This window comes from Chryseobacterium jejuense (assembly GCF_017877355.1).
Lineage (GTDB): Bacteria > Bacteroidota > Bacteroidia > Flavobacteriales > Weeksellaceae > Chryseobacterium > Chryseobacterium jejuense_A.
The window spans coordinates 661,648-677,512 of the sequence record NZ_JAGIPR010000001.1 but is presented as its reverse complement, the minus strand read 5'-3'; the positions used below and the strand labels follow the sequence as shown (position 1 = coordinate 677,512).

General features: G+C 34.4%; 16 protein-coding genes. 3 read left to right on the top strand and 13 right to left on the bottom strand.

Annotated elements, in window-relative coordinates; all coding sequences use genetic code 11:
* Positions 1-151: 151 nt before the first annotated feature.
* On the top strand, positions 152-2,347 hold the full coding sequence (locus tag J2772_RS03115) for a B12-binding domain-containing radical SAM protein (protein ID WP_209913180.1): 2,196 nt from the start codon (positions 152-154) through the stop codon (positions 2,345-2,347).
* 279 nt (positions 2,348-2,626) lie between these two features.
* On the opposite strand, the gene J2772_RS03110 is transcribed toward J2772_RS03115, so the two are convergent.
* The 3 genes from J2772_RS03110 to atpD all read right to left on the bottom strand — a co-directional run bounded on the left by J2772_RS03110 (position 2,627) and on the right by atpD (position 5,412).
* A complete protein-coding gene (locus J2772_RS03110) occupies positions 2,627-3,445 on the bottom strand; it encodes a hypothetical protein (RefSeq protein ID WP_209913178.1) in 819 nt (272 codons plus the stop codon).
* Between the two features lie 90 nt (positions 3,446-3,535).
* Positions 3,536-3,817, bottom strand: coding sequence for a FoF1 ATP synthase subunit delta/epsilon (locus J2772_RS03105; RefSeq protein WP_068943447.1), 282 nt, complete (start codon positions 3,815-3,817; stop codon positions 3,536-3,538).
* Between the two features lie 86 nt (positions 3,818-3,903).
* Entirely contained in the window at positions 3,904-5,412 is a 1,509-nt protein-coding gene (atpD, locus tag J2772_RS03100; protein ID WP_045497098.1) for a F0F1 ATP synthase subunit beta, read from the bottom strand.
* 207 nt (positions 5,413-5,619) lie between these two features.
* On the opposite strand from atpD, the gene J2772_RS03095 reads away from it, so the two are divergent.
* Positions 5,620-6,540, top strand: coding sequence for a bifunctional riboflavin kinase/FAD synthetase (locus J2772_RS03095; RefSeq protein ID WP_209913176.1), 921 nt, complete (start codon positions 5,620-5,622; stop codon positions 6,538-6,540).
* Positions 6,541-6,693: 153 nt separating this feature from the next.
* Here the strand turns inward: J2772_RS03095 and J2772_RS03090 are convergent, their stop codons facing one another.
* A complete protein-coding gene (locus J2772_RS03090; protein ID WP_245365078.1) occupies positions 6,694-7,182 on the bottom strand; it encodes a hypothetical protein in 489 nt (162 codons plus the stop codon).
* A 99-nt stretch (positions 7,183-7,281) separates the two neighbouring features.
* A complete protein-coding gene (locus tag J2772_RS03085) occupies positions 7,282-7,635 on the bottom strand; it encodes an MmcQ/YjbR family DNA-binding protein (RefSeq protein WP_209913175.1) in 354 nt (117 codons plus the stop codon).
* 184 nt (positions 7,636-7,819) lie between these two features.
* Between J2772_RS03085 and J2772_RS03080 the strand changes: the two genes are divergently transcribed.
* Positions 7,820-8,476 carry an NAD(P)H-binding protein gene (locus tag J2772_RS03080; protein WP_209913173.1) on the top strand — a complete coding sequence of 219 codons (657 nt, stop codon included), beginning with the start codon at positions 7,820-7,822 and terminating at the stop codon, positions 8,474-8,476.
* 31 nt (positions 8,477-8,507) lie between these two features.
* On the opposite strand, the gene J2772_RS03075 is transcribed toward J2772_RS03080, so the two are convergent.
* From J2772_RS03075 to J2772_RS03040, 8 genes are all read right to left on the bottom strand, one after another.
* Complete coding sequence (locus J2772_RS03075; protein WP_317194477.1) at positions 8,508-9,023, bottom strand: VOC family protein; 516 nt, start codon at positions 9,021-9,023, stop codon at positions 8,508-8,510.
* Positions 9,024-9,096: 73 nt separating this feature from the next.
* Positions 9,097-9,672, bottom strand: coding sequence for a glutathione peroxidase (locus J2772_RS03070; protein ID WP_209913171.1), 576 nt, complete (start codon positions 9,670-9,672; stop codon positions 9,097-9,099).
* Positions 9,673-9,709: 37 nt separating this feature from the next.
* Complete coding sequence (locus J2772_RS03065; protein WP_209913169.1) at positions 9,710-10,375, bottom strand: histidine kinase; 666 nt, start codon at positions 10,373-10,375, stop codon at positions 9,710-9,712.
* 349 nt (positions 10,376-10,724) lie between these two features.
* Positions 10,725-11,447, bottom strand: coding sequence for a 3-deoxy-manno-octulosonate cytidylyltransferase (gene kdsB / locus J2772_RS03060; RefSeq protein WP_209913167.1), 723 nt, complete (start codon positions 11,445-11,447; stop codon positions 10,725-10,727).
* Between the two features lie 361 nt (positions 11,448-11,808).
* Entirely contained in the window at positions 11,809-12,798 is a 990-nt protein-coding gene (locus J2772_RS03055) for a phosphatase PAP2 family protein (RefSeq protein ID WP_209913165.1), read from the bottom strand.
* 134 nt (positions 12,799-12,932) lie between these two features.
* Positions 12,933-13,325 carry a hypothetical protein gene (locus J2772_RS03050; RefSeq protein ID WP_209913163.1) on the bottom strand — a complete coding sequence of 131 codons (393 nt, stop codon included), beginning with the start codon at positions 13,323-13,325 and terminating at the stop codon, positions 12,933-12,935.
* Positions 13,326-13,676: 351 nt separating this feature from the next.
* The gene (locus J2772_RS03045; RefSeq protein ID WP_209913161.1) at positions 13,677-14,930 is read right to left on the bottom strand and encodes a pyridoxal phosphate-dependent aminotransferase; all 1,254 of its coding nucleotides are present in this window, start codon (positions 14,928-14,930) and stop codon (positions 13,677-13,679) included.
* 27 nt (positions 14,931-14,957) lie between these two features.
* Complete coding sequence (locus J2772_RS03040) at positions 14,958-15,854, bottom strand: hypothetical protein (RefSeq protein WP_209913159.1); 897 nt, start codon at positions 15,852-15,854, stop codon at positions 14,958-14,960.
* Between the last annotated feature and the right edge of the window lie 11 nt (positions 15,855-15,865).

The following is a 15,865-nucleotide window of genomic DNA, read 5'->3' as shown; positions in this document are numbered from 1 at the left end:
GGATCAGCTACATTTTATCTGCAAAATCTATGAGATCTGCGAGAGAAATTATTCTAAGTAAGTACAAATAACATTATTTAGACCTGTCTATAATCAGAGCAAAAAATTTTTTTCTGAAAAAACTTTAGAATAACTTTGCAAAAAATTTCTGTTGAAAGACCTGCTTCTTATTACCCCGCCTTTTACCCAACTTAATACTCCTTACCCGGCAACAGCTTATATTAAAGGATTTTTAAATACTAAAAATATTTCCAGTTATCAAATAGATTTGGGAATAGATGTTATTTTGGAGTTATTTTCAAAAGGTGGATTACAAAAGGTTTTCAGTAAAGAAATTGACCTTCAGAATGCCTCTGAAAATACTCAGAGAATTTATGCTTTACGAGAAGAATATGTAAAAACCATCGATCAGGTTATCCCTTTTTTACAAGGAAAAAGCCCTACGCTGGCAAGGCAGATTTGCAGTATGAACTTTCTTCCGGAAGCATCCCGATTCAACCAATTGGATGATATGGAATTTGCTTTCGGAAACATGGGTTTACAGGATAAGGCCAAGCATTTGGTTACTTTATATCTGGAGGATATTTCAGATTATATTGTTGAAAATATTGATGTCGACTTTGGTTTTAGCAGATATGCCGAACGTTTGGGGAAAAGTGCCAATTCGTTTGATGAACTGTATTCAAAATTATCCGATGAAGAAACATTTATTGATGATTTCACCTTAACAATTCTTCAAGAAAAAATAGAATCTGTACAACCTAAATTGGTTTGTTTTTCGATTCCTTTTCCAGGGAATTTATATTCTGCTTTCAGATGTGCTCAGTTTATAAAGAAAAATTTCCCAAGCATTAAAATTGCAATGGGTGGGGGTTTTCCCAATACTGAGTTAAGAGAGATCAAGGATCAGAGAGTCTTTGAGTTTTTTGATTTTATAACATTGGATGATGGCGAACTTCCTCTCGAACTTCTATGTGAGAATATTCTTCATCCTGAGCCAAACGGAGAATCTCAATACAAAAGAACTTTTTTACTTGAAAATCAAGAAGTTGTTTATAAGAACAATTCAAAAAGACACGATTTTAAGCAAGCAGACATAGGGACTCCGGACTATACGGATTTAAGACTGGATCAATATATTTCAGTGATTGAAATTGCCAATCCTATGCACAGTTTGTGGAGTGACGGAAGATGGAATAAGTTAACCATGGCTCACGGATGCTATTGGGGAAAATGTACATTCTGTGATATTTCTTTAGATTACATTAAAATCTATGAACCTATCTCCGCCAAAATTCTGGTAGACAGAATGGAGGAACTTATTAAAACTACAGGCGAAACCGGATTCCATTTTGTAGACGAAGCTGCACCACCTGCTTTGATGAGAGAGGTTGCCCTTGAAATTCTTCGAAGAAATCTTGTGGTTACCTGGTGGACTAATATTCGTTTTGAAAAAAGCTTTACCCGTGATTTATGTTATTTATTAAAGCTTTCAGGTTGTGTCGCAGTTTCCGGTGGATTGGAAGTGGCCAGTGATCGGTTATTAAAATTAATTGACAAAGGAATTTCTGTGGAACAAGTTGCAAAAGTGACAAGAAATTTTACAGAAGCCGGAGTTATGATCCATGCTTATCTGATGTATGGCTATCCAACGCAAACCATTCAGGAAACAATTGATTCTATGGAAATGATTCGTCAGTTATTTGAAATGGGAATTTTACAAAGTGGCTTTTGGCACCAGTTTGCTATGACGGCTCACTCACCCGTTGGATTAAACCCGGAAGAATTTGGAGTTACGCCAATCAAACAGGAAATTCTATTTGCTAATAATGATATTGATTTTACAGACAAGACCGGGATCAATCATGATAAATTTAGTTCAGGTCTAAAAAAATCCTTATTCAACTATATGCATGGAATTAATTTTGAACTTCCCCTTCAGGAGTGGTTTGATTTTAAAATTCCAAGAACAACTATCCATCCCGATTATATTCACGACAGTTTATTGGAAGATGAAGATTTTAAATTTAAAGGAAATTCAAAAGTTGTCTTTTTAACTAAAAATGTAATTGCTGAGAATCGCATAAAAAATAAAAAGAAATATTCTGGTACATATACGCTTCTTACATTCCACTTAAAAACCAATATTGTAAAGGTTGAAATGGAGCAAGATAAAGCAGAATGGCTGATGGATATTTTGGAAGAACATTCTATAGACAATCAGAAAAAACCTACAATTCAGCAACTTAAGAATCAATTTGAAGAAAATTTTGATGATTTTGAATTATTCTGGTTCTCAAAACCAATGCAGCAATTGAAAGAAAATGGAGTGATTTTGAGTTTATAAAATTGATCCGTTTTTTCTCAGGGATTTTAAAAATTAAGAATTTTTACTCTCACAGATTTTCTAGGATTATATAAATTGATTTTTCAAGCATCGTATTTGTCATTCCGCAGGAATCTAACCTCATACTTTAATGTAGAATGTTTGGATTCTTTCAGAATGATAAAATACAGGATAAAAAGCTCCCACAGATCTCAGATGATTATATAAAACTAAGTGGATAAAAGCAAAAACCTCAGAAAGTATCTCTGAGGTTTTTTGTTTTATATATTTTTAATAGATTCAATTAGGAATATCTTTTGTAACAGGGCCTACAGTTACCTTTTCCTGAATTTTAATAAAATTCGGATCCATTATCGCCATACGTTCTGCAAGAGCCTTATAGGTTGGATATTTTAAAATTGATGCTCTTCCGGACATTTCTTTGAAAAGGGTGAAAGACTTTCCTCCAGCTGTTTTCAGCTGCTTTGTGGTCGTAATATATTTACCTATGAGTTTGCTTTTTGCATCATAGATTTCAATATCCAAAAAACTTTTTTCCATGATTTTATCATCTGAACCAAAGCTTACCGGTAAATTGGTAAAATATCCCACAGGGACTCCATTGCTGAGAATCTCTCCTACTTTATTGACTTCAAGATTCATTTTATCGATCTTTTTTCTGATGGTATAGGCATCCTTGGTTTTACTATCCAGTTTCCTTTTGGGAACATTTGAAAACAGTTCGTCCAGAGTCTTTACATTGATTCCTTTATTATCAATGATTTTAAAATCTTTCACAGAAGTATAGACTGCTGATTTTTCTTCTCCGGAAAATGCAGAAGGTGAAGAATAATCTACCTCGATGGTTTTATCTCTGTTATACACTCTATTGATCTGAATATAGCTGTCTCTAACAGAGTCTACAATACTTTTATCAATAAATTTTATAGTGTATAATGGTGTTTCTTTTAAGTCCATGAAAGTGTACTCATTGGACTTATTGGAGATTTTGGCCACCGGGATCCCGTCTAAATTGATAATTCCTCTTTTGGTTTTAATATTCTGGGCGTTGAGGAAAGTACCCAAAATTGTAAAGAATATGATTATATTTTTCTTCATAGAATCAGATTTTTACATGAATTGAAATAAAATAAAAAAAGTGTAACCAAAGTTACACTTTTTTGAAAATATATTTAGCTTTTCATTTAATTATTCGCAAAGGATAATTCCTTTGTTATGATTAAATTCCACAACACCGCTTTTGATAGAATATGAAAAGATAGAGTCTTTATCATTTTCTTTGGTTAGGTTTTTTGCGAAAGCTTCATCTACAGAGTTTGTAAAAAGCTTTACTTTCCCACCAACTAAAGAAGAAACGATTCCTGCGTGGTTTTTCATGATGTGAAATTCACCATTTTTTCCAGGCAATAATACTGAGCTTACTTCTCCTTCAAAAACTACGTATTCTGGTGTTAAAATTTTTATATTCATTTTAATTTAGATTTGAAGATTTCAGATTTCAGATTTCAGACACTTAAAGTCTCATGTCTAGTATCTGATATCTTTATGTCTAATTATTAAGCGTTTTCAGCTAACATTTTTTGTCCAGCTTCGATAGCTTCCTCGATCGTTCCTTTCAAGTTGAAAGCAGCTTCTGGTAAGTGATCTAATTCACCATCCATAATCATGTTGAATCCTTTGATGGTATCTTTGATATCTACTAAAGATCCTGGAATACCTGTAAACTGTTCTGCTACGTGGAAAGGCTGAGATAAGAATCTCTGAACTTTTCTTGCACGGTAAACAACTGATTTATCTTCTTCAGAAAGTTCTTCCATACCAAGGATTGCGATGATATCCTGAAGTGATTTATATCTTTGAAGAATTTCTTTTACTCTTTGAGCACAGTTATAGTGATCGTGACCGATAACTTCTGGAGAAAGGATTCTTGAAGTAGAAGCCAATGGATCTACTGCTGGGTAAATACCTAATGAAGCAATCTTTCTGTCAAGTACCGTAGTTGCATCCAAGTGAGCAAACGTAGTTGCAGGAGCCGGGTCAGTTAAGTCATCCGCAGGTACGTATACCGCCTGTACTGAAGTAATTGAACCATTTTTAGTTGAAGTAATTCTTTCCTGCATCGCACCCATTTCAGAAGCAAGAGTTGGTTGGTAACCTACCGCAGATGGCATACGACCAAGAAGTGCAGATACCTCAGAACCAGCCTGTGTAAAACGGAAGATGTTATCTACGAAGAAAAGTACGTCTCTACCTTGTCCGCTTTCTCCACCATCTCTATAGTACTCAGCTAAAGTAAGACCAGAAAGGGCTACTCTTGCTCTTGCACCTGGCGGCTCGTTCATCTGTCCGAAAACGAATGCTGCTTTAGAATCTTTCATAACCTCAAGGTCTACTTTAGAAAGATCCCAACCTCCATTTTCCATAGAGTGCATGAAATCATCACCATACTTGATAATACCTGATTCTAACATCTCTCTCAAAAGGTCATTCCCTTCTCTCGTTCTTTCACCTACTCCGGCGAATACAGAAAGACCTCCGTGCCCTTTTGCAATATTGTTAATCAACTCCTGAATCAATACTGTTTTACCTACACCAGCACCACCGAACAATCCAATTTTACCTCCTTTTGCGTAAGGCTCAACTAAGTCGATTACTTTAATACCTGTAAATAAAACTTCTGCTGAAGTTGATAATTGATCAAATTTTGGAGCTGGTCTGTGAATTGGAAGACCACCTTCCTTAGAAATATCTTGAAGTCCGTCGATAGCATCACCAACTACGTTGAATAGTCTTCCGTTTACAGCCTCTCCGATTGGCATAGTAATAGGATTTCCGTATCCGATTACATCTTGACCTCTCTTAAGACCATCAGTAGCGTCCATTGCAATACATCTTACTGTATCTTCGCCAATATGTTGTTCTACCTCTAAAACTACTTTTTCACCGTTTTCTTTTGTAATTTCTAACGCGTCATAGATTGCCGGAATTGCTTCCACATCATTAAAGACAACGTCGATTACCGGACCAATAATTTGAGAAATTTTACCTTTAATTTGGTTTGCCATTGCTAAATTTTTTCTTGGTGCAAATATAGTGATTCTTCGTAAACCCGCAATTGGTAAAAAAAAGATTTTTATCATGCTTTTTACAAATTGACCCATGCAGCAGTTTACCAATCTCACAGCCCTATTTCCCTGAAGAAAATATTGATCCATTGTTATATTGATAGATTGTTACATTATATCTATATTTGCAGTCAAATTTTTTCCGTTTTGAAAGTTTTCAAGAATTTTAAAGATTATTCCTCTCAAAAGCCTTTAGCTCTGTCTTTAGGAATGTTTGATGGGGTACATCTTGGACATAAAAGTATTATTGATGAGCTCATTAAAGTAGGAACAGAAAACAATCTGGAAACTGCTATCCTTACTTTCTGGCCACATCCGAGGTTTGTTTTTAATCCTAATGAAGATTTAAAACTGCTGAATACGATAGAGGAAAAGCAACAGCGTATTGAAAAATATAATATTGATACTCTGTTTCTTAAAGAATTTGATGAAGAATTCAGAAATCTTACCGGAGAGGAATTTGTACGTCAGATCCTGATTGATAAACTCAACGTAAAATACCTTATTATAGGATACGATCATTCTTTCGGGAAAAATAAAAGCGGAAATTTTGAACTTCTTCAGAAACTCTCTAAAGAACTTGATTTTGAGGTTGAACAGATGGAAGCCATTAATATTCATGAGAATAATATCAGTTCTACCAAGGTTCGTAATGCTCTTTTAACAGGGAATATTAAAGAAGCCAATGAAATGTTGGGCTACTCCTACCCTGTTTCCGGAACGGTAGTTCACGGAAAAAAGATCGGAAGAACAATCGGCTACCCAACCGCTAATATTGATACGGAATCTATTAAACTTTTGCCTAAAAAAGGGGCTTATATTGTAGAAGTGGAAGTAAAAGGCCAGCAATATAAAGGAATGCTGAGCATCGGAACAAACCCTACAGTAAATGGAGAGAAATTAACAGTTGAAGTGTATATCCTTGATTTTGACAATGATATTTACGACGAAAAAATCACCGTAAGATTCAGGGACTTTCTTCACGATGAAATCAAGTTTGAAGGATTGGAAAAGCTGATTGAGCGACTTGATGAAGATAAACGATTAACAGAAGAATTTAAATTCTAAGATATACAAAAGAGGTTGTCTCAAAAGTCATATAATTGGACTTTTGTCATTCTGACGCAGGAAGAATCTTATTTAGAATCAATCGTTTGAGATTCTTCATTACATTGTATTTCATTCAGAATAACACTTTTGAGACAGCCTCTTTTTAGTTTTTTATTTCAGTATCTTGAGATTAATTTTCTGAACTTCATTATTCATTGTTACATTAGGAAACCCTTTATCGTAGTCTATCGCGATATCTCCTTTACTGTCAGCCTTTCCGTTTCCGTCAGAGTCCCAGCTCAGACCAATATAATATTTAACAGGTCCTGCAGGTTTGGGGTTGATTTTACTTACAGCATCCTTAGATACGGGGAAATTAATGGCAAAAGGTACTGATTTCTGTTCATATTCTTTTTCTTCCAGTAATGTAGCTGGTGCATCTGCTAAGTTTCCGTCTATCCCATACAAACTTACTTTCAGTCTGGCACTTTTAATGGTAAAATTATCGGTTCCCACAAATTCTATCTTCAAATTATCAGAAAAATTTTCCATCGTTTTTTCAGATACAGCAGTTTCAGGGATTGTTTTATTTTTTGCTTTATTGCAGCCTGATAATGCTAAGGCACCTGCTGCCATGAATAATAAAAGGTGATTTTTCATTGGTTCTTATTTTAATTAAATCAGTTTAATATTTCACAGATATCCGATAACAAAATTTATACCCGAATGAATACGGCTTAAAGCGAGAAATTGATAATATTAGGAATTATTGATAGTATTCTGAACTTTTTTGGTAAGTGATTTAAATACCAGATCATAAGAGTGATCTATTAGTTTCAAAATCAGATCTCTTTTTATGCCATCCACAGCTACTGAGTTCCAATGGGTTTTGTTCATATGGTAGGCTCCTGTGATCTGAGGATATTGTTCCCGAAGTTCGGCGCTCCATTCCGGATCTGTCTTTACATTGATGGACAAAGGTTGTTTTTCAAGCCCCATCAGGAGAAACATTTTGGTATCAACCTTCAATACAAGGGTTTCATTGTCAAAAGGAAAACTTTCCGTAACAGCTTTTTTAGCAAGGCAATAGTCTAATATTTCGTTGGCGTCCATAGTTTTTTTATGAGTAATGAGTAATAGGTAATTAGTAATATGATTAATAATGGTGGATATAAGAGATATTTAATGACAAGATCTTTTATCTTTTATCTTTTATCTTTTATCTTTTATCTTTTATCTTTTATCCAAATTTAGTAAATTTAAGAAAGAAATCATCATCACATCAAACCCCATTATTATGAAAGCTTTAGTAATAGGTGCTACAGGCGCTACAGGAAAGGATTTAGTCAATCAGTTACTCAATGATAAGGCTTTTGAGGAAGTCGATATTTTTGTAAGAAAACCTGTTGATATTAAGAACGAGAGGCTTAAAGTTCATGTTGTAAATTTTGAAAAGCCTGAAGAATGGAAAGGAATGGTGAAAGGAGATGTTGCATTTTCCTGTCTGGGGACTACTTTGAAGGATGCCGGAAGCAAAGACGCCCAGAAAAAAGTAGATTTTGATTATCAATACGAGTTTGCGAAAGCAGCCAAAGAGAATGATGTGGAAGATTATATTCTGGTTTCGGCCTATGGAGCCAATCCAAAGTCAAAAATTTTTTATTCTAAAATGAAAGGAGAACTGGAAGAAGCTGTAAGACAATTACATTTCAACAAGATTACCATTTTCAAACCCGGAATGCTTGAAAGGAAAAATTCTGAAAGAACAGGTGAAGTTCTGGGCAGCAGGATTATAAAATTTGCCAATAAATTTGGGCTATTGGAGAGTCAAAGGCCTTTACCTACGGATATTCTGGCCAAAGCTATGATTAATTCTTCAAAAATTAAAAGTAACGGTTACTCCAGTATTAAGCTGGGAAATATTTTTTGTTTTGCAGAAAAAGTAAATAATTAGATTAAATCATTGGGAATAAGAGTAGCGGAATTTATTTTGTAGTCTTGCTCCCCATGCTTTGTCCTAATTTTTCATATTCGATATCATTAGGCTCCCAAAGTTCTATTTTATTTCCTTCAATATCCATGATGTGGATGAACTTTCCATATTCATAAGTCTCCATTTTATCCACTATGGTTACGTTTTCTTTTTTTAACTGTGCAATTAATTTTTCAAGATCCTGGACCCGATAATTAATCATAAAATCTTTTTCGGAAGGCTGAAAATATTTTGTTTTTTCACTGAAAGGACTCCATTGACTGAAGCCTTTCTTAGAATTATCTGCTCCTTGATACCACTCAAAAACAGATCCGTATTCATTGACCTCAAACCCTAAATGTTCTTTATACCATTCTCTCATTTTTTTGGGATCTTTAGATTTGAAAAAGATTCCACCAATGCCTGTTACTCTTTTCAGATCATCAGATTCTTTTTCTGTAACCGCTTTAAAAGCAAATCCTGATAAAAAAGCGGCCAGAAAACAAACTGCAAAAAATATTTTTTTCATGAGTTCCAAATTATTTTAAAATAAAAAAAGTGGATGCAATCATCCACTTTGTAAAAATATTCTTTTTTATTTCTTATTTCAAATATTTTGTGATTGACTCACTTGTAGGTTTTGTTGTACTTACAAAACTATCAATGAGTTTTCCGTTTTCATCAATCAGGAATTTGGTAAAGTTCCAAAGGATTGTCGTATTTTTTACTCCGTTTAGCTCCTGTTCTGTTAAGTATTTAAAAATGGGCGCCGTATCATCTCCTTTTACAGATACTTTAGCTGCCATTGGGAATGTTACTCCGTAATTTTTCTGGCAGAATTTTCCGATTTCAGTATTAGTTCCCGGCTCCTGTCCTCCAAAGTTATTGGCTGGGAAACCCACAATCACCAATTTGTCTTTGTATTCTTCATATACTTTTTCAAGATCAGCATACTGAGGGGTAAACCCGCATTCTGAAGCTGTATTGACGATCAGAATCTTTTTCCCTTTGAAATCTGCAAAGTTAATTTCCTTTCCGTCAAGGCTTTCTACTTTAAAGTCATATATTGTTTTTCCCATAAGTTCTTTGGTTTTAGCTTGAGAAATCTTAGTTTTTTGATTGGTGCAGCTTTGCAGAAATGCAATAAAAGAAAGCAGCATTAAAAAAATATTTTTCATTTCTTATAAATTTTATGCAGTCTGAACTGCAGATGAATTAAAACTTAAAAATATTAGCCGGAAAAACCTTGTTAATGTCTACTCTGTTAAGCAGCATTACATATTCACCATCTTTTTTAGGGCTTGAAGATTCTATTCTGAAAGGCATGGTAAGGTTTCCAACTTTTTTATAATTGGAATATACCAAGGTTTCTTCTTTCTTAACTTCCTTTAAAAGCATATAAGTTGTTGTATCAAAATAATACATATTCTTATTCACGTTTTTGGTTAGCTCCACTTTATGACAATAGATATCTCCTACTTTTTCTTTTCCAAGATATTTGGCATCAAAACCTTTGTTCTCCCAATCGATAAAATCGTTATCAAAACTTTCCGGTACATATTCAGGATATACCTGAAGTTTATTGGCCGCATAATTCATTGCGTATCCTTTGTTTCCGTCAAAACCTTCAATTGCCGTTTCTTTTCCACCGACTACAATGATTGTTTTGGTAAGGTTAGGGCGCTGCTGGTAAATTTTTATAGGATATTCGTCTTTGATTCCCAATACAACTTTCCCTTGCAGCAATACGGAGTTCAACAATTTCCAGTTGGTTAATCCTCCTGATAATTCAATATTTTTATCTATAATTTCCTTTGCAGTTTGGCCATAATACAATGAGCTAGTAACAGTAAAAAGGACTAAGTATATTATTTTTTTCATTTAATTTTATTAAAATAGTTATTTAAAGAAGGTTTAAAAACCAGGTCTGCCCTGTTTTTTTTTATTCTGTGGAACCAGATTTCCATTTACATATTTAAAAATCAGTCCCGGATCTTCTTTACAACCTAACGCTTTTGTAAGATATAATATTTTATTTTCAAATTTATAGAGTAGAGTTCTTGTATTTCAAAACTAACCTATAAAATAATGCTATTAAAAATAAGATCTTTACCAAAATAACTTATTTATCAATCCAAATATAAGGGGAATTGGGATAAAAAGCAAAAAGGCTGAGAAAGTAAAAATGAAATTATTCTATTCTCAAATGATCTCATTTTAAATTTTCAAATTAAATTAACTTCCTTGCTTTTTCCAGGTCTTCCGGTGTATCAATGCCTACACCAACGAAATTGGTTTCTATCATTTTGATTTTCATTCCGTATTCCAGATAGCGAATGCATTCGATCTTTTCGGATATTTCCAATGGTTTCATTTCCAGTTTTGAAAACTGCAGTAAAGCTTCTTTTCTGAATGCATATACTCCGATATGTTTAAAGTAGGTTACATCATAGGAAACTTCTCTATGGAAAGGTATTGCAGAACGGCTGAAGTAAAGGGCAAAGCCGTTATTATCCGTAATTACTTTTACGTTATTCGGGTTTTCTATTTCTTCTTTTTCCGAGAGTTTTATTTTTAAAGAAGCCAGAGAAATTTGCTGTTGATCATCCTGTTTAAAAACTTCGATTAATTGCTTCAAAGGTTCAAGCTTAAGGAATGGTTCATCACCCTGAACATTAATAACAATGTCACAATCTATGTTCTGTACCGCTTCAGCAATACGGTCGCTTCCTGTTTCATGTTGCCCTGTCATTACAGCTTTCCCACCATTCTTAACGATTTCATCCAAGATGATTTCAGAATCTGTTGCTACAAATACTTCATCAAACAGTCCGGTTTCCACTACATTCTTGTAGGTGGTGGTAATAACGGTTTTTTCTCCCAATATCTGCATCAGTTTTCCGGGAAAACGGCTTGCTTCATAGCGTGCAGGGATAACAGCGATTATTTTCATTCAGTACAATATTAATTAAGTCTTTTCAAGCCATCATTTCCAAAAAGGTGAATGATATGCCTTATTCAGATCAAAAATAGTGAAAACTATTTTAGTTTACCCCATAAAATAAGGTATTCTATCCAATTTTAGTATTAAATCCTTCGATTTTAACAGTCTTCAAAAAAACAAAATTCCCACATCTTCAATGAAAATGTGAGAATCGGGTATAGATTTTTAAATGAGTCAATAATTTAAAATAAGTTCAGAAGTGAAATGAAGAATCTAAAGCAATGGATGAACTTCCTCCTTCGTCGGAAATCGACGATTATCTCCTTTCAGTCGATGAATATTATTTCGACGTAGTCAATAACAAGGATTCTTAAAAAGATAGCTTCACCCCTATCATATTGTATTCCCATTGGCGGGATGCCATAAGATCAAACTTATATTTTGTTTTTCCTATGGCGCCTTCTGAGGATGTATATCTGCTTTTTGAGATTGTTTTTCCTATAAAATACCCCATTAATAAGGCTAACGGATAATCTGAAGCCCAATGAACTTTACTTTGCATCATTTGAAAACATAAAGCTCCGGCTAATGTATATCCTACAGGCTTTATCCATCGTACATCAGGATAATTGTCCGCAATAACGGTGATCCCTGCCATAAACGTTGTTAAGTGGCCGGATGGCATGGCATCATAGTTTGAGGTATTTTTTGCAAATGCTGAAAAACTTGGAAAGGGGTTCCATGCACCGCCTTTATTGCCATTTTCTTCTGCTATAAACGGGCTTTCTCTTCCGGTGATTCTTTTAATTGTTTGGGTGAAAACTCCTGAAAGAATTAAGCTTTCCATTAATCCGCTGGCTGTGGCCTGTGCTCTGTAATCATTTTTAATTAAACCATAGGTTCCGAAACCTATTCCCAGTAACACTAGTGTAGATCCATTTCCAATAAGATATAATGTAGATCCGATATCTTTAGGGATTTTGAAAACCCCTCCAAGTTTGGTATAATTGTTATCTTTATCCATTCCCCATCTTTCTCCCAGTTCTCTTGAGTTATCAATTAATTTCTGGTCAAAAGGCAGAAGGATCAATGTTGAAGCAACAGCACCTCCTAAATAGTAGGCATGATCTTTTGCTACAAAATCTTTATTGGTATCAATAAAATTTCGGGGAAGTTTGGTGACAAAATCCAGCAGTTTAGGTTTTGGATATGTTCGCACAGAACCGTCTTTTAAAGTGTACGTCTGCACTTTGGGTAAATCCGGTGCTACAGGTGATAATTCTTTTACCTGCAATGTATCCACCTCCTGTGAACATACCAATATAGACATTGGCAGTAGCAAAAATCTCAATTTTTTCATCGTTGTTGTTTTCTCAACCCTGTTTATTCTTAGCTTATAAAAGTCCCAAAGATAATTCCTTGTTGACTGTACTACAAAATGTTTATTTAATTTTTAATTTTTATTTAATTTTTTTATAAAATAACAACCAGGGTTTAGTTTATATAATTAATCAGAAAAATGATTCCGTAGATCCATAAAATATAGAGAAATGAGTATAGAAAGCCAAATCCAAAGCTTTTTACTATATCTCCTTTGCATTTCCCTGAGTTTTTAAAGACATGACGCAATGCCCGAAAGAAAATCCAGTATAACATCGCAGCCAGAAATAATATGGAAGACCAAAAGAAAAGGCCTAAAAAGTAAGAAAGAAATACCAGAAGAATAGAAAATATAAACCATACAACAACAGAAAGTATGGCACCTCCTATTCCATCTCCTACAGCTGGTGGATCAAAATCAAAGCCATTCGTTACAGGTACTTTATCAGAGTATTTTTTTATTCTTTCTTTATTTAAAATGTTTCCGACGTTATCTTTTAGTTTCAATCCTTATAATACAACCCTAAGCTGATAAACAAGAAAAAGACTATCGTTAAAATAGATGTTGATAAGAGAGAGTTTTGAAATAAAGACCTATGATCTCCCTTCCCCGAAAGCCAAACACTTACAATGACCAAAATGATAATAACCAAGGTGGAATAGCTCAATACTTTTGTTTCAAGGAGGTATTTTCTGGGAAGCTTCATGGTTTATAGGGTATTGAAAAACGCTTCGACTCCGCTCAGCGTGACATTTTTATAATGTATCAATATAACAATATACCAGTATAACCATATTCACCAATATGAAAATTGGTAAACTGTTACACTGGTACATTTATCAATTAAGTAAGCTTAATTATTTCAGATTGTTCAAAGCACTTTCCAATTTTGGAAGCATTACTTTGATCTCATCAACAGCTAATCCTCCAACGGAAGCACGGAACCAAGGTTCAGATTTGTCTTCTCCGAATGCTGAAAACGGAACTAAAGCAACACCTGCTTCATTGATTAAATAGAATACAAGGTCTGAAGAGTTTTCAATAACAGCTCCGTCAGGCTTTGTTTTTCCAATATAATCTAATTTGATCGTAAGGTAAAGTGCTCCCATCGGTTCAATACTGTCTACTGCTAAACCCTTTGCTTTCAGATCCTGAACTCCGCCGTGAAGAACTTTTAAACTTTCCTCTAATTTACCTTTAAAATCTTCTACGAATACGTTTACATTTTCAGGGTTTTCATAGAATTTAGCAGTGGCTTCCTGCTCTGGCTTTGGTGCCCAAGCTCCTACGTGAGTAAGAAGTGCTTTCATTTTATCAATGATATGAGCCGGACCAAATCCCCATCCTACACGTACTCCTGTTGCAGCTAAGCATTTTGAAATACCATCAATATACACTGTATATTCTTTCATTTCAGGGAAAAGAGAAACCGGATCTACGTGTTCTGCTCCAAAAGTAAGGTTAGAGTAAATTTGGTCATACATTAAATATAACGGTTTTTCATCTGCTCCTCTTTTTTTGTTTTCAGCGATCACCAATTCACAGATTTCAGAAAGCTGTTCTCTTGTGAACATTGTTCCTGTTGGGTTCAATGGTGAACAAAGTGCTAATAAAACAGCACCATCCAAATGAGGTCTTAAATCGTCTGCAGTTGGAAGAAAGTTGGTTTCAGGCTTTGTTTTAACTTCTACGGCATTGGCAGAAGTAAGGTAAGCATAGTGGTTGTTATTCCATGATGGTGTTGGATATACTATTTTATCTCCTTCGTCTACAATGGTTTTGTATACAGCATAGATTAATGGTCTTGATCCTGCTGTAATCAAAATATCGTTTGGAGAATAATCCAGATTCCATCTGTTTTTCAGGTCTTTGGAAACTTCTTTTCTTAAAGATAAAAGTCCGTTGGCAGGTGGATAATTTGTCAGGTTATTCTGATAGGCTTTCTGAATTTCTTCCTTCAGCAATGCTGGGATAGGATAAATATTAGAATTCAGGTCACCAATAGTAAGATTGGCAATTTCTGCACCTTTTGCTTTTAGATCATTTACTTCGTTACCAATTTTTACAATTTCAGAACCGATCAGGTTCGCTGCTAATTTTGAAACTTTCACTTTATTCTTATTTAAAATTTACTAATACTATCTTCTCAGATTAATTTTGTCTTCTATTTGATCCACAGGTATGTGGGCATCATAAGCGGCTATTAGTTCTTTAGTTTTTTTTGCGGTAGTAGAGTTTGGATATTTTTTGATGAGTTTGTTATATGCTTCTCTTTTATCATCATAAATTTTTCCTTCCTCACTGTCATAAATCCGATCACTGTCCATTCCCAGAAGATAATCCAGCAAGTAGTTGTGATAATTATCTTTTGCTTTCTTTATCAGTGGGCTTTTAGGATATTTATTTATAAAATTCTCCCACTCGATCAATCGGTCACCCAATTCTTCCCAGGTAATTAAAAGTCCCCCATTGACAGCATAATTTTCCTTATTATCTTTTGCCATCTGTGAGATATAGGCAGCATAATCAGGAGTTACTTTATTCTTGAAAACAGACTCATAATATCCCGGCAATGAATGAATTTCCGTAAGCCCTTCTCCCATTACACGGAATTCAAGACCTGCTTTATTCAGTTCGGCAGCCATTTTCTTTATGTTATCCGGCAGGTTATAGGTATCCGGTCCTGTATGATAATCAACATACTTGTCGAGTATCTCCGTTTGAGAATCATTAAAACAATCTGTGTATTTGTCTCTGATTTTCACATAATCTTCATACACTTTATTGTTCTGCTCCGGACTATTTGCTGCAATCTCTTTGTCTATTTTAGTACGATACCATTGTAAAGCTGTAATATAATCCTCTGTCTTATTTTCTGAAGAACATGCTGTATCAATAGGTTTGTACTGATCCTCTTTGGTTTCGTTTTTAGCGATTGAGTCGTTTGCAGGCTTTACATCAGAAACCGCAGTTTCCTTTTTACAGGAAACTACAGCCACAGACAGTATGCAAACTGCTATAATTTTTTTTATCATGGTTGCTTTAT